This is a genomic window from Acidovorax sp. LjRoot129 (genome assembly GCF_964253765.1).
Taxonomy (GTDB): Bacteria; Pseudomonadota; Gammaproteobacteria; order Burkholderiales; family Burkholderiaceae_C; genus Acidovorax.
This window is the reverse complement of the sequence record NZ_CAXUSE020000001.1, coordinates 4,560,331-4,574,686: the sequence shown is the minus strand read 5'-3', so window position 1 is coordinate 4,574,686 and position 14,356 is coordinate 4,560,331. Positions and strand designations below refer to the sequence as shown.

At 56.2% G+C, this 14,356-nt stretch carries 15 protein-coding genes; 11 read left to right on the top strand and 4 right to left on the bottom strand.

The features are described 5' to 3' along the window. Window positions 1–15 precede the first annotated feature (15 nt). The 7 genes from ACSQ3Q_RS20855 to tcmP all read left to right on the top strand — a co-directional run bounded on the left by ACSQ3Q_RS20855 (window position 16) and on the right by tcmP (window position 5,681). Window positions 16–1,077, top strand: coding sequence for an N-acetyltransferase (locus ACSQ3Q_RS20855; RefSeq protein ID WP_436136238.1), 1,062 nt, complete (start codon window positions 16–18; stop codon window positions 1,075–1,077). Then, window positions 1,055–1,438, top strand: coding sequence for an ASCH domain-containing protein (locus ACSQ3Q_RS20850; protein ID WP_436136237.1), 384 nt, complete (start codon window positions 1,055–1,057; stop codon window positions 1,436–1,438). Before ACSQ3Q_RS20855 ends, ACSQ3Q_RS20850 begins: the two co-directional genes overlap by 23 nt. An 11-nt stretch (window positions 1,439–1,449) precedes the next feature. Beyond that, a complete protein-coding gene (locus ACSQ3Q_RS20845) occupies window positions 1,450–1,950 on the top strand; it encodes a GNAT family N-acetyltransferase (protein ID WP_436136236.1) in 501 nt (166 codons plus the stop codon). Window positions 1,951–2,022: 72 nt separating this feature from the next. Further along, on the top strand, window positions 2,023–3,468 hold the full coding sequence (locus ACSQ3Q_RS20840; RefSeq protein ID WP_436136235.1) for a GNAT family N-acetyltransferase: 1,446 nt from the start codon (window positions 2,023–2,025) through the stop codon (window positions 3,466–3,468). Then, window positions 3,440–3,907 carry an ASCH domain-containing protein gene (locus ACSQ3Q_RS20835; protein WP_436136234.1) on the top strand — a complete coding sequence of 156 codons (468 nt, stop codon included), beginning with the start codon at window positions 3,440–3,442 and terminating at the stop codon, window positions 3,905–3,907. The genes ACSQ3Q_RS20840 and ACSQ3Q_RS20835 overlap by 29 nt, the downstream gene beginning before the upstream one ends. Then, a complete protein-coding gene (locus tag ACSQ3Q_RS20830; protein ID WP_436136233.1) occupies window positions 3,904–4,443 on the top strand; it encodes an ATP-binding protein in 540 nt (179 codons plus the stop codon). Before ACSQ3Q_RS20835 ends, ACSQ3Q_RS20830 begins: the two co-directional genes overlap by 4 nt. Before the next feature lie 35 nt (window positions 4,444–4,478). Further along, complete coding sequence (gene tcmP / locus ACSQ3Q_RS20825; protein WP_436136232.1) at window positions 4,479–5,681, top strand: three-Cys-motif partner protein TcmP; 1,203 nt, start codon at window positions 4,479–4,481, stop codon at window positions 5,679–5,681. 124 nt (window positions 5,682–5,805) lie between these two features. Here the strand turns inward: tcmP and ACSQ3Q_RS20820 are convergent, their stop codons facing one another. The 3 genes from ACSQ3Q_RS20820 to ACSQ3Q_RS20810 all read right to left on the bottom strand — a co-directional run bounded on the left by ACSQ3Q_RS20820 (window position 5,806) and on the right by ACSQ3Q_RS20810 (window position 8,725). Further along, the gene (locus ACSQ3Q_RS20820; protein WP_436136231.1) at window positions 5,806–7,098 is read right to left on the bottom strand and encodes a three-Cys-motif partner protein TcmP; all 1,293 of its coding nucleotides are present in this window, start codon (window positions 7,096–7,098) and stop codon (window positions 5,806–5,808) included. A gap of 212 nt (window positions 7,099–7,310) precedes the next feature. Beyond that, window positions 7,311–8,090 carry a DUF5131 family protein gene (locus tag ACSQ3Q_RS20815; RefSeq protein WP_436136230.1) on the bottom strand — a complete coding sequence of 260 codons (780 nt, stop codon included), beginning with the start codon at window positions 8,088–8,090 and terminating at the stop codon, window positions 7,311–7,313. After that, entirely contained in the window at window positions 8,087–8,725 is a 639-nt protein-coding gene (locus ACSQ3Q_RS20810) for a LexA family protein (protein ID WP_436136229.1), read from the bottom strand. The genes ACSQ3Q_RS20815 and ACSQ3Q_RS20810 overlap by 4 nt, the downstream gene beginning before the upstream one ends. Before the next feature lie 182 nt (window positions 8,726–8,907). Here ACSQ3Q_RS20810 and ACSQ3Q_RS20805 point away from each other — a divergent pair, with 182 nt between their 5' ends. From ACSQ3Q_RS20805 to ACSQ3Q_RS20790, 4 genes are all read left to right on the top strand, one after another. Continuing rightward, window positions 8,908–9,351: a hypothetical protein gene (locus ACSQ3Q_RS20805; RefSeq protein WP_436136228.1), complete on the top strand. Its 444-nt coding sequence runs from the start codon at window positions 8,908–8,910 to the stop codon at window positions 9,349–9,351. A 194-nt stretch (window positions 9,352–9,545) separates the two neighbouring features. Continuing rightward, a complete protein-coding gene (locus tag ACSQ3Q_RS20800) occupies window positions 9,546–11,288 on the top strand; it encodes a TnsD family Tn7-like transposition protein (RefSeq protein ID WP_436136227.1) in 1,743 nt (580 codons plus the stop codon). Between the two features lie 66 nt (window positions 11,289–11,354). After that, window positions 11,355–11,717, top strand: coding sequence for a hypothetical protein (locus ACSQ3Q_RS20795; protein WP_436136226.1), 363 nt, complete (start codon window positions 11,355–11,357; stop codon window positions 11,715–11,717). Next, window positions 11,714–13,066 carry a TniQ family protein gene (locus tag ACSQ3Q_RS20790; RefSeq protein ID WP_436136225.1) on the top strand — a complete coding sequence of 451 codons (1,353 nt, stop codon included), beginning with the start codon at window positions 11,714–11,716 and terminating at the stop codon, window positions 13,064–13,066. The genes ACSQ3Q_RS20795 and ACSQ3Q_RS20790 overlap by 4 nt, the downstream gene beginning before the upstream one ends. A gap of 33 nt (window positions 13,067–13,099) precedes the next feature. Here ACSQ3Q_RS20790 and ACSQ3Q_RS20785 read toward each other — a convergent pair whose 3' ends face one another. Continuing rightward, window positions 13,100–14,215: an AAA family ATPase gene (locus tag ACSQ3Q_RS20785; protein ID WP_436136224.1), complete on the bottom strand. Its 1,116-nt coding sequence runs from the start codon at window positions 14,213–14,215 to the stop codon at window positions 13,100–13,102. Window positions 14,216–14,356 lie beyond the last annotated feature (141 nt).

Sequence of the window (14,356 nt, the reverse complement as noted above, 5' to 3'; positions counted from 1 at the left end):
ATATTCGAGGGATGGATGACAAATCTGGTGCGCACACCGTTCAGTGAGATCAGCCTCGCTGAGCCGTTCTTTGATTCGCTGAAGACGGACTACGCCGAGTTCCCGACTTGGTTCAAGAAGAAGGCTGACTCAGGAGAGTCAGCATATCTATACAAGACCAAGACGAAGGGCCTCGTCGGGTTTCTCTACGTGAAGGCCGAAGCGGGTATGGTGACCGACATCAAGCCGCCCCTCAAAGCTGGGGTGCACCTGAAGATCGGAACAATGAAGATCGATGCCCACGGAACCAAGCTGGGTGAGCGATTTATCAAGAAGGTCTTCGATCACGCCTTTGAAGTTCATGCCGATGATGCCTACGTGACTGTCTTTGCCAAACACCAAGGGCTCATTGACCTCTATACGAGGTATGGCTTCGAGCCCTATGCCGTGAAGGACGGGCCAAACGGCCAGGAGATGGTCCTGCTCAAGAGCTTCCACAACGTGAAGAACGACATTCTGCTGGACTACCCGCGCATCAAAGCCAATGGTGTGACCATCGGCCTGCTGGCCATCTATCCCGAGTACCACTCGAAGTTCCTGCCAGATTCAATCCTCAAAAATGAGCACTTCAGCATTCTGGATGATGTCTCCCACGCCAACAGCATCCACAAGATCTACGTCTCTGGAATCGCCGCAGCGGGCAAGCTGACGCGAGGAGACCTCCTGGTCATGTACCGCACCTCGGACGGCAAAGGGCCAGCACTCTACCGATCTGTTGCAACTTCGATTGGTGTAGTTGAAGAAGTTCGTCGCATCAAAAGCTTTGCAACACTTTCTGAGTTCCTGAAGTACGCGGGGCCTTACAGTATCTTCCCCAAGGAAAAGCTAACCGAGTTGTATGACACGAAAAAGCATCACAACATGATCAAATTCACCTACAACATTGCCCTCAGGCGCAGGCTGATCCGTCAGCGGCTCATCGAAGAGGTTGGCTTGGCGGCTGGCACCAGGCGCTGGGACTTTTTCAAACTAACAAGGGCACAGTTCGACCTCATCTTCGAACTCGGACAGGCGCATGAAAGTTATCTTGTCGATTAAGCCCGCCTTCGCGGAAAAGATCTTGAACGGTACCAAGAGGTTCGAGTTTCGCAAGTGCGGCTTCACCGTGGTGGGCGTAGAGACCGTTGTGATCTACGCTACCAAGCCGGTCGGTAAGGTTGTGGGGGAGTTTTCCATCGCTGAGGTCCACAAGGACGAGCCCTCGCGGATCTGGGAAAAGACTAAGGATCACGCGGGCATCAACAAGCGCTTCTTCGACGAGTACTACGAGGACCGGGACACCGCCTTTGCGATTGCGGTAGGTACGGTTACGAAGTACGACGAGCCCATGGAGCTTGCCACCCTCGGTCCCGGCATCACGCCTCCCCAGTCGTACCGCTATCTGCGGGCGCTCGAGTAGCTACCCACGCCATGGAATCGGCAGTGATTGACAGCGTAATGGCCGTGCAGGATCCGAGACGATTCGTTTCGCTCAGCGCACTGGCGAAGTCTCAGCTGCTTGCGGTCAGCGGGCTCTACCCCGGCTTCGTCCAGTGGTACCAGAACAAAGTCGAGCCTGGGTTGCTTTCTGGGGAGCGCAAGATTCTCCTGCGCGCCTCACAAGGGCGACTGGCTGGCCTTGCCGTCTTGAAGATCGCAGAGGAGCGAAAACTCTGCTGCCTTCGTGTGCTACCGGAGTTTCAGGGAACAGGTGTGGGCGTGCGGCTTTTCAAGCATGCTTTCGAAGAGCTCGGCACTGAGCATCCATTGCTTTCCGTGGCCGATCAGCGACTTCCGATTTTCGACAAAGTCTTCGAGTATTTTGGATTTCAGATCGGCGCAGAGTACACAGATCTGTACCGTGCAAACAGTGTGGAGTACAGCTTCAACGGGACGTTGCTACTGCCCGATGGCCCAGGGGGTGGCCGCTAGCGGTATGCGTTGAATTCATCGTCTTGGGCGGGGTACGCGGCGGAGGCAAAGGGAAGTGGGGAGAAATAAGAAATGCGATTCTTGCTGGACACAAATATTCTGATTCCGTTGCACGATTCTCTGGCCGTGCTCACCCCGAATCTGGCGAACTTCGTCAGGTTAGCAAGCATCGGCCATCATCAGCTCCTGTACCACCCGGCCTCGGTGGTGGACATCCAACGCGACCGGAATGAGGAACGGCGCAACAGGACGCTGCAGCGACTGAAGCAGTACACCCGCCTTCCAGACGCAGCCTCCTGTCCTTGGACGCCGGCAGGGGTGTCTGTCAACGATCAGTGCGACAACGAGATTCTCTATGCGATCGAGCGGGATGCGGCCCATGTCCTCATCACCGAAGATCAGAGGCTGCTTGCGAAGGCCCGGGCGCGAGACCTCGATGACAGGGTCTATACGATACAGACAGCAGAGGATCTGCTTGCTCGCCTGCATCTCACGCCCGCACCGAAGCTTCTGCATATCGAGGACGTCGAGCTCAACACGTTCACCGATCAGTTGCCTGGCCCGTTCTTTGACAGCTTGCGTGCGAGCTACGACTTTGACGCCTGGTTCAGAGAGAAGGCGAGAGAGGGCCGCAGTGCCTGGGTCTACCGTGCGAAGGGCGGGACCGTGGCCGCGCTGTGCATCTACGATGTTCAAAAAAATGAGGTGATCAACGATGCCGGTGCTCGCCTGCGCGGCAAGGCTCTCAAGTTGTGCACGTTCAAGGTGGATGGCCAGGTGCGCGGCAGAAAAATTGGTGAGCTGTTGCTCAAAGCGGCATTCCTTTATGCGACCAGTGCTCGGTGCGAGAACATCTTCATCCACGCAAATCCGGTGGTGCAACAGCCCCTGATCGATCTGCTTCTCGACTTCGGATTCGTGAAGCAGGGCACCTATGGTGATGATCAGGCCTTCGTAAAGGAGCATCCCATCAATCCGCCGACATCGCTTGCACCTCCGGTGGAGTTTCTGCGGAGATTCTTTCCGCACTATCGCAGCGACAACGCCATTCAAAAATTCATCGTCCCTATTCAGCCGCACTTTCACGACATCATTTTTCCGGACTATCCAGGCAATGGAGGGACCAGTCGTTCAGGACATCTGGCGCACCTCGGCAATGCGATCAAGCTCGCCTACCTCTCGCATGCACCCTCCAATCAGGTTCAGCCAGGGGATGTGGTCCTGTTTTATCGCAGCAGAGATACCAAAGCCATCACTTCGCTGGGCGTCGTCGAAAGGGTGCTTGCGTCGCGCGACGTGGATGAGATCGTCAAGGCGGTCAGGCGTCGGACGGTCTACTCGCAGGAACAAATCGAGGAAATGGCCAAGCGGACCACCAAGGTCATGCTCTTCAGGCACATACAGCATTTCGACACACCGATCTCCTACCAAGCCCTGCTCGATCAGCGAATCGTCTACGGTCCCATTCAATCAATCACGAGGATAGACGATGAGTCTTTTTCCAGAATCATCCGATAGCCCAGGAGGAAGGGCGGCGCTTCTGTCCATCAAGCCGAAGTATGCCGACCTCATCCTGGCTGGCACCAAGCGCATCGAGCTCAGACGTTCCTGGCCGGAAGAAGACATCGGTGTGCTTGTACTGTACTCGTCGGCGCCGGTACAAAGGCTAGTAGGGGTCGCTTATATCGACACGGTGCGAAAGGAGCCACCTGACAAGTTGTGGAAGCTCGCCGAGGAGTTTGGCGGCGGAGTCACTCGCGAAGAGTTCGACGATTACTTTTCCGGGAAGCGCAAGACGTTCGGAATCATGATCAATTCGGTCGACGTAGCTGAGCTCCAGCTCGACCCGAAGGCAGTGTTTGAAGACTTCGTCCCCCCACAGTCTTACATGTACCTCGATCCATTCAAGTACCACTCGATATTCCGGTCGATGTTTCCCTCAAGAGGTCAAAAATGAATGTCTTTGTTGCCGGAGTCCACGGTGTGGGCAAGACCTATCTGTGCGAGCACGCTGTCAGATCCCATGGATTCACCCATGCCTCAGCGAGCAAGTTGATCAAGGAACAGCTGGCGCTACCCGAGTGGAATGCGAACAAGCTGGTATCCGACATCGAGGGTAACCAGCTTGCGTTGATCGCAGCAATTCAACGGTATGCCGACGCGAATACACCGATCCTTCTCGACGGACACTTTCTCTTGCGCAACAGTGCTGGTGAGCTGACCGAGATCAAGACGGAAGTTTTTGCGTCTCTCAATTTGGTGGGCGTCATCCTGCTGGAGAAGGACCCGCAGATCATTCGTCAGCAGATCGCCGACCGAGACGGCCTTGACCCATCGCTTGATGCGTTGCAGGCGGCGATGGAGGTCGAGCGGTCGCGCGCCGAAGTGGTCTGCAAAGAACTCGGGTTGCCTCTGAATGTTCTCCAAGCCCCGACTGAGCAGGCGTTTGCCCAAGCCGCTCAGGACTACTTTTCGAAAAGCACAGTGCGCTGATTCCACCACGCGATTAGGCAGCAGAACCCGAACCAATGACAGAAAACATGACGGCGGCGCTACCGACCATTCCCCCAGCATACAAAGGCCGTGAGCAAGCATGGATAAAGCACCAGCTGCTGGAGAGCTACCTGGAAAAGCTGGTGATGATTGTCGGCAATGCGGCCAGGAAACAGGGTTTGATCGAGATCTGTTACGTTGACTGCTTCTCTGGCCCCTGGGGAACCAGTGAGCTTGAAAGCACCTCGATCGCTGTGTCACTGCGAACGTTGGCTAGGTGCAGAGAGACACTCGCGCAGCTTGGGGTTAGGGCCACCATGCGAGCGCTTTACATCGAACGCGATGACCAGGCGTACTCCAACCTGCAGCGCTATCTTGAAGATGCAACTCCCTCGGACGTACAGTCCAGCTGCAGGCACGGCGACTTTGTCGACCTTCGTGGCGAGATCCTCGAATGGAGCGGGCGCAACGCGTTCACCTTCTTCTTCATCGACCCGAAGGGCTGGAAGTCCATCGGCATCGAGAAGCTCCGTCCCCTCCTTCAGCGGCCGCGGTCAGAGTTCCTCATCAACTTCATCTACGACTTCATCAATCGCACCGCGTCGATGGGGGAGTGGCAAGAGGAGATCGCTGAATTTCTCGGCGTATCTCTGGAGGAAGTGCAGAGGCTTGAGGAGCTTTCGCCACAGGACCGCGAGAAGAAGTTATTAGGGCACTATCGTGCCAGTCTCAAAGGTGCGCTCCCCATCCAGAAGCACCCCTATGTTGGCCGGACTGCCTATGTCAGGGTTCTTGATTCAAAAAGGGAGCGTGCGAAGTACCACTTGGTGTACCTCAGCAGCCATCCCAAAGGCACCATCGAGTTCATGAAGATCTCGCATGGCGTAGAGACGATCCAGCAGCGAGTTCGCGCCGAACAGCGCAGGGACAAGCGTGAGGAGGCAACGCGCGTCCGTGATATGTTCGCTGACGAAATGCCCATGACGCCGGAGGGACTCGATAACGCAAGCGATGTCGACAAGTACTGGCTGACGACACTGCGCAAAGAGCCCACTGCCATCGACGAGGCCTTGTTTGCGGATATCCTTGAAACGACGGACTGGATGCCCCAGGATTTGCAGGCATCTCTCGTTCGGTTGATCGATGCTGGTAAGGTCAAGAACATCGACGCGACTAACGCCAGGAGCTCACGGCCCCTCCATCCGGAGGATTCGGAGCGGCTTGTTCTGATCCTGTGACGCGCTGTAGCCCGCCGTTTTTTCTGTCTTACTCAGGCTCGTTCTCAGGCCTATTTCTCTACCGCAAAGACGCTATCTTGCAGCGTAGGTCGCCTACTAGGTTGACAGCATGAACACCTCAAATCTATCCCAGGTGGATTAACGACCGCTGATCTCCGGCCATAAGCACATCATCCGCTTTGATCGAGCTGCCCTTCGTTCTACGGCCGCCATCTTTCGTGAAGGCTACAAGGTCTCCACATCGAATCGCCTCATCCAAAGACTCCTTGAGCATCTTCTCCGTTCCCGGGGTGCGGCTTCCAATGCCGTGCGACAGCTCCTTGAACTGAACAGCCTTATCGCCCCTATCGAACAGCCATGGGACGAGTTTGCGCTCTAGACCTGCCGTGCATTTTTCCGCGGCAAGTTTGTCGAACTGGAACTCCTCACCGAAGCTCAAAGAGTTTTGCCCTGTCACCTCCGCATCCTTTTGAGCCGAATAGCCGAGCGTAAAGATATCGGGCTCCAGGTAGTGAGAGAACTGGTTGGACTTACCCCAGTGAATGTTCATCATCACATCGCGCGCCTTGTAGTTGTTGGACAGGTGCACGAGCCAGTACGTCCACGGCGTGTCCCCCTGCGGCGTTATGTAGAAGATGGTCGAGTGCTGAGCACCGCTGGCGTGAATGAGCGCATCCGCAAGATTCCGTTGGATTGCGGCTCTCCAGGCGTCTCCGGTTGTGCCTCGGAGCTCTTCCAGGGACTTCCAGTCGATGTGGTCGGCGAATCCCATGCTTTCCATCTTGCGCCGGCTTTGCTCGTTGTCACTCAAGAACGAGATGAGGCTGTCTACACCGAACGTGAGAATCACCTCCGCACCTTTCAGCGTGTCAAAAATCTCCTTGAGTAGCGCACCTGGCACTTGGTCCCATGCGTATTGGTCGAGCAGGAATATGGCTCGGTCTCCGCGACCTCGCCGTTTGATGTCGGCGCGGATGGCATCGAAGTTTTTCTGAAACGTTCCCTGGAGGGTCAAAATGTCCTGTCCGAAGCGATGACCGCCGTAGCGGGTTGTCAGCAGCGCGTTGAGGTACTGCAGGCTACTCTTCTTCTTCTCCACGAAGTAGTACCTCATATCGAGCTTGCGAGGCTTCTCTCTGCCCACATTGAGGAGTACCTCCTGCTCCGCCAACGCGTCGATAACGATCTGTGGCGAGCCAGGCACAAATTCACCTGAGCTGCCGACATACTCTCCGCCCCCAGCGAACCCATCTACGACAGACAAGACAAGCTTATCCATGAGGTAGTTGCTCATCAGCACATGCACGTACTGACTCAAGTACTCGCGCACGATGTCGTGTTTAACGACGCTGTGAGGGTCTAGTGGAGGCGGGCGTGATCCTGGTACCCAGACATACTTCTCGGAGCGTTTGACCATTCTTAGCTATTGGTGTGGGGTCAGTCCATGATAGCCGTCTGTCGTCTTTTTAGCAGTTGATTTCTTGCAGGCCCTTGCTCTACCAGAAAGGCTCAAGCTCACTTCTGGGGAGCGCCATCGCCCAATTGCTGCCTAGCGAGTCACTCACTCGTTGGCGCATGTACTCGTGTGCGCTTCAGCACAGGCCCGCTCCATGGGGGCGGGCCCCATGCTCAAACCGGTTGCCCTACCTCAGCACCGGGCGTCACGCGGGCAACCACGGTTACCGGCATCTCGTCCCACGTGCGGCCGTTGAGCTCGCGGCCGTTGGCCGCCTTGGCGCGCTTCTTTCCATCCGCGCCCCATCCACCCCATTGCTTGAAGAAGAAGGCGACTCCCTGCTCTTGGCATTGGACGCGTACAGCTTCTGCCCACTCGGTTTTCATGGGTCGAGCTTTGGGTCCCGACTCACCGCCAACGATGACCCAGTGAATGTCGGTCAGGTCAAGTTCCCCTACATCTGCAAGCAGGGGCTCCACCGAAAGGAACCTGATACTCGCTGGCACCTTGCGCAGATAGTCTATGCGTGGGACGCCGTACTTGCGATCCTCGACCGAGACGCCGAGCCATGCATTGACAGGTACCTTGCGGTTGCGGAAGTAGCGGGCCATTCGCGCCCCCCGCTTGGTGAGAATCTGGTAGGTGTGCTGAGGCGTCTGTTCGATGACAGCGAACACCTTCTCGATGTACTCGTCCGGCACTCGATCATGGAAAAGGTCGGACATTGAGTTGACGAAATAGACGGTCGGCTTCTTGCGCTTGATTGGGTCGTTCAGCCGTTCTGGTAGCAAAGTGAGCGCAAAGCCATTTTCATAGCCTGGCGTGTTCATGGCCTTGAGTCTCTTGGCCATAGCCTCCGCATAGCAATGCTTGCAGCCAGGCGAGATCTTGGTGCACCCGACCGTTGGATTCCAAGTCTGTTCTGTCCACTCAATTTTGCTGGTCGTCGTCATGATGTTACCCCCCACCTGGTTAGCGTGCCTCTGCCGGTCGGCAGCGGCTTATACCGTCGAACAATGCCCCTCACCACTCCTATCACCTTGAGCGATTCTCGAGGAGTCTGAGCTTCAATGCTTGAGTTATGTGGCACCAGCCAAGGACGGCCTTTCTTGATCTGCAGTTCCTTGACCGTGACGCTGCCGTCGATGTCCGCGACGACAATATCTCCAGAGACGCTTTGGAGATCTGTCTCAACGACGGCAATGTCGCCGTTGAGGATTCCCGCGTCCACCATTGAGTCGCCGCGGAGACTCACGAGAACAGTTTTTGATGGTCTAGAAATCAAGAGCTGATCAATTGCCTGGGACTGCAACAGCCCTGTGGCGCTTCCATCAGAACCGAAGCCGGCCCGTACGGAGTCATCGCTCAACTCAAGCGCAAAGAATGCGACGTCGGGAACCAGCCGCCCCCCTGGGCCCTTCGTCAAATGTCCGCTCGCAACGAGCCGGTCTACCAACTTGAATGCAGCGTTCTTTGCCTTGAATCCCAGGTGAGCGGCGATCTGGCTATAGGAAGGAATGCAGCCGAGACGCGCATGAAGGTCACGGAGTTTTCGCAGGTGTGCAGAGTCGCGGTTCGTTCGAGCCATGCCCCAAATTTTAGTGGACGTTCGTCCACTAATCAAGAGGAGAGAGTCGTTTCACAGCTTGCTCCTGGTCTTGAATGTCGACTCGGCGATGAGGAATGCGCGCTCGGCGTAGCGCCGATCTGTTGGAGAATCAAGCCGAAGCTCGTCTACCAATCCTGTGGACACGCCGACTCCAAACCGACATGTATGCCGATCAAAAAATCGAGGTACCGCCTGATCTGGAATTGTTTCTGGCTCAAGAACTCGCCATTGCCCTGGTAGCGAAAGACATAGGGTTCACACTGGAGGAGTTCGGCGTTGAATGGCAGGGCGAGAGTCGCAAGCTGCGTCCACGTGCTTTATCTTCTGTCTCGGCCTTTCAATTCCTGACCTCGGACGCGCCGGAGCAGCGCAGGGCTTACGTCGAAAAGCGAATTGCTGTTCTTTGCGCGCGAGCTTGTGCGGTCCAATGTAAAGGGCGCTGCCGCTACTTCTGCCTGCAGTTCGGGTGCAGACCAATCATGGCCAGGATAACGATCATCGCCATGATTGGCCTATTGCGCGGGATCTGCGCAAGCGCTGCTCGCCAAGGGCCGCGCTTGTTCACCTGCTGCCCCGCCTTCTGGATAGGGCGTGCATCGGCGTAGTGCGCATCACCCTGCTTCAGCGCACGCACTGCAGTCCGAGGTGGTGCATCGATGCACCGAAAGTCCCACTCAGCGGTTCGTTGGCATTGCAGACATCGATCAAACCTTCAGCCTAGGTGACCAGCGGCGGCGAGTCGCAATCCGGCAAGTCAAGACACCTTGCGGAGGGACCTCCTTCGGCATAGCCTACCGCGATGCCAGAAACGGACAAACTCTTTCCCGAGTACCAGCTCCTGTCCTGGCTGCCTGACGAGACATTCTTCAGTCTGGTTAGCCGTCATCACCAGCTTTGGGGGCACGTCACATCTGCGCAAACCTGCCAACTGATCTTCGGCAGCGCACGTGCTGGTACCCACCATGATTTACCCAACAGTCTTGGTGCCTTCTCGCAGCGCACGAACGCATTGCTTGGAGAAGTCGATTTCATAGCGAGGGAGCGGACATTACTCAAGTTCTACGCGGCCTTCGCTCCTCCAGGCGAGACTGAAAATGCAGTCGCGTGTATGTCCAGCGCCAGTGTCGCCCATTTGAAGCTGCGCCTTGGCATCCTTACAAGTCGCTTTCGCGCCAACCATCCCCTTAAAGCCTGCCCGCAATGCATGGAACAGGACCTCCGCGAGACTGGGTGGGCCTATTGGCATTTGAAGCACCAGTTCCCGGGTGTGTGGATGTGCACGACACACAAACAACCACTGCTGCAATCTGCCCTGAAAGCCAATGGGGTCGAGCGCTTCCAATGGCTTTTGCCACGCTTGAGCGAACTGAATCCCGCTAGCGTGGAGCCCATCGAGACGGTTTCGTCCTCCGTGTTACTGAGCCTCGCCGAACTCATTGAACACCTTGTGCAATCAGCGGAGCATCAACCACTACTGTTAGGGAAACTGCACGAGGTCTACCGCCAGGAACTGCAGGCGCGCGGTTGGATTGCCGGTGTGGCCAGCTTGCGCACTGGACAGATCGCGACTGCTTTCCTCAACCATTGCGAGCCGCTCAGGCGTATCCCGGAGTTCGATTCGCTGGCCGAAGACGAGGAGGGGATGGCAATGCAATTGGGCCGATTGTTGAGGCCACCTCGCTCTGGCACCCACCCGCTCAGGCACCTGTTGCTCATCCATTGGCTGTTTGGCGATGCCCAACGGTTTGAATGCGCATTGAAATCTGAGAAGGTCCAAAACCGCGCACCCACTCAGGACGATGTGCTAGCCGCATTGCCAGTCGTTAACCCGCGAATAGACCGCCTATGTAGCCTCATTCGGGAGGAGGGGCAATCAGTGCGCAAGGCGGCGAGCTTGGTTGGGGTCGATCCGCAAACAGCGCTCGTCTGGGCTGCAAAGGCTGGGATAGCGATTTCACGTCGGCCACAGAAGCTGTCCAAAAATGTGCGTGCCAAAGCAATTCGAGACCTACGCAGAGGGATTGACAAGGAGAAAGCGGCTTCTCAAGCCGGAGTCTCCATCGGGAGCATCACCCGTTTGCTGCTCAGTGACGCAAAGCTGCATGCAGATTGGTCTGAGGCACGAAGCGCCAAAGCGAGAGCCCATTCGCGCGCACTGTGGCTTCAATTGTTGCAGTCCTCGGGAAGTCTCGGGATCAAATGGATGCGCCAACTGGACCCGCGCACCTACGTGTGGCTCTACCGGAACGACCGCGCCTGGCTGGATGCCAACAAGCCCGACCTGCTACCAGCTTCGCTGCGTCCGAGGCCCTCAGTAGTGGATTGGGAAGCCAGAGACGAACAACTACGCGACTTGGTTCGTGAAGCAGCGTTGCACCTTATGGAGGAGCGGGGCGTGCGCCGCATCCACTTCTGGCAGTTGTGCCAGCAAATACCTGATCTCCGGGCCAAGCGGGCTTCTCTGCAACGGTTGCCCCGCACCCTGGAGGCGATCCAGGCGGCTTTGGCTGCACGTCTCCCCTCCCGGGACCTTTTTCGCTGATGACAGTTTAGTCTCGCCGATATTTCAGGCTTGATATGCATATATGTATTGAGATATGCTTAGTGCATGATTGAATCAGAAGTGAGAGCGCGCGCAGCGAACGCGCGCCGTATCTGCACGGCGCATGGAATCGCCCAGGCCCATATCGCTGCCCATGTGGGGGCCAGTCAATCGCAGGTCAGCCGCATCCTCAAAGGGGAGGGCACAAGGGCTTCCCGCTTGTTTGAAGAGGTGTGCCTTTTCGTTGAGCACTTCGAGGGCGGGGTCAGCGCCGATGCTGTGCGCAGCAACCACGACCTGATTGAGGCACTTCAAGCGACTTGGGATGGTTCTGCGTCAGATGCCAAAGCCTTGGCAGCTGTCATCCGTTCGCTTGCTGTCCTGAAACATTCGACACCTGTTTCCCGATCTCAAGGAGAGCGTTCATGACCATGCTCGTGCAGCCTGCGCCATTGCCGGAGGAGTTGGATCGCGGATATCTCGGCCGGATCATGAGAGTCAACGGCTACAAGCATCTGAAGGAAATGACGGACTCCATGGCAGCGCACCTTGGACATGCAGGAGCGAGCAGACGGGAGCTGACCGTCCATGCACTACTGAGTCAGATGGCGGGAATGTCCGAAGTTCAATTTGCACAGCGGCATACCACCTTGCCGTTACGACGAGGAATCACCTCATACCACCCCGAGGTTGCTCATGGAAGTGAGGGAGAAGGCACGGCCCTCAACTACACAGCGATGCAGAAGACGTATCACGCAGCGTATTACTGCAAAGACTGTGTGACGGCTGACATCCGCTTTCATGGGGTTAGCTATTGGCGCCGGGATCACCAAATCCCAGGGCAGCTATGGTGTCCGAAGCACAGGATACCGTTGTCTTTCGTGTCCACTGGGGATCCACTTCTGCACTCGCCAACTCAGTTCGTCGGAAGCGGTGAATCAATCCCATACGTGTGGACAGAGGAGGCATTACAGAACGGATATGTGCAAAGGTTCCTCGATCTGGCGGCCACTTTCTACGATCAACCTAAGCCCTTCAGTGTCGCGTTAATTGTCCCCATGTTGAATGACCTTGGCCGGTCGCTCGGGTTTAAGACCAATCCTGGGCAGAGTAAGGGCGATTTGATCAGCGACCGACTACGTGATTTGTTTCCTCATCATTGGCTCGATGCGGTGTTCCATGGAATTCTGGAAAAGGAGCCAGGCACGTTCCTACACCAGATCGACGGGGTGATGTACTTAAGAACTTCGGCGTCTTCCGTGACGGCATACCTGTTGGTTTTGACTGTGCTGTTCGGGAGTGCCGACGAAGCGATTAACGCGCTATTGAACGCCTGCAGTGATGATGAGACGCGAGCAGTACGCCGTTCTCGGCGCGTTCACAACTTACCTGACGACAATACCCTGATTGACCTCTACGTCGAGGCTCTCGGCGCGCATAGCGAAGTGATGAAGAAATTGGAGTTTCCCACGCACACGGTGAGAAAGGCGCTTCTCGGCTTGGGCCTTCCAACTCTTTCCGATGCGGATGACCCTGAGGCGATCGGTCGTGTTGTCGGCTTGAGAGCCTTCTACCTTCGGCGACTTTCTTTTTCTGCGAGTGCAGAAGTTGCTGGGCTGTCTGAGCGAAAGTTCGAGGGATTGCTTCGGATGTGCGGCCCAAATTTGCCTAAATGCTTAAAGAGGATGAATCCCAAAAACAGCGTGCGGCCCCGTGCTCGAAAAGCAAAGCAGGTTTTGTCAGTGCAATTGGCAGCGACAGTGGAACCTGTTCAGTGAACGGGCCCACCTTGCAGCTATCTCTGTTGACTCTCAGTTACTTTTGACTGGACCCCAGAACTGACCCCAGAAGCTGTGGTCCCGGGTGACCAGGTCTTCGTACCGTCCCATCCGCTTGGGATCTTGGCTGCGCAGTGCGTCGACCGCCGGTCCCACAGGAGCGAGATAAGTATCCGCTGCGACGCGGAAATCGTCGAGCCGCAAATCGTCTTCTTTGCGCTCAAATGCCACTCGATGGGCGGCCACCCATAAGGCGATGATCAACCGTTGGACACCCGCCGTTTTGTCCATGATGACCACAGCCAGTTCATCCGAAATCGGTAGTGGTCGCGCGACATACTGGTACACACCCAGCCTGGGCAGGAATTGCTGTCGAAAAACCGGGTCTTCAACATCGGTAAAGTGCTTGAACGCGTGATACCCCGAGGTGACAATGCGTTCGGCGTTGCTCAATCGCTTGGTCAACGCACTGATCCCATCGGGTGTGCCCGATACCAGCAAGGGTATTTGCCACGTGTTCATCAATGTGAGGATCCATTTGATGCACTGATCTTCCACAATGCTGAGCTCTGGAGGTTCCTCCCCGACCTTGCGCCGTCTACGTCGATCCAGTGTTGAGAGTTTGAAGAAATTCTGGATCTCATCGAGATGCAGCAAGCCCAGAAAGTGGGTCGATGCCACTTGTCGCCATTCCTCCAGCATCTGCATCCCATTGCGCCAGTCTCCCGACAGTGTCTTGTCGAACCGAGTACTACCGGTGACCTTTTTCCATGCAGTCATCAGTGCGGCTGCGAGATCTGTTGCTTTGCCGCTGGCGGGGACATCCAGCGAGATCCAGACGACTTGTTGCAAGCCGTTTGTCATCCGAAAAAATGACGGATGCTTGATGACTTGCTGGGGATACCTACCTAGGCACCTTCTGATCGCTTGAGTCTTTCCCGAACCTGATACTCCCTCCACCGCAGCTCCGAACGCTGGAGCATTCAACGGTAGCTGGAATTGAACAGGTTCACCGCTGATCTTGCTCCAGGTGCTCGCAGATGAGGGGTGCAAATGGTGGTAGTTCTGCCTGATCATCATGTCGATCGATTCGAACAGCTGAAGCCCTTCAATGCTCGGTGTGTGTAGATTGCGGACATCCATCAGCATGTGTAGTCGCAGGTGACGCGGAATGGTCCCTATATCCTTTGGAGGTCGTTTGGGAAGAGCTACGAGTGAACTCGCAGCCTCCTGCCGCGAGAGTATTGGACCAAGCCCTTGGACCAAGATGTTGTCAGCGTACGGGTCGTG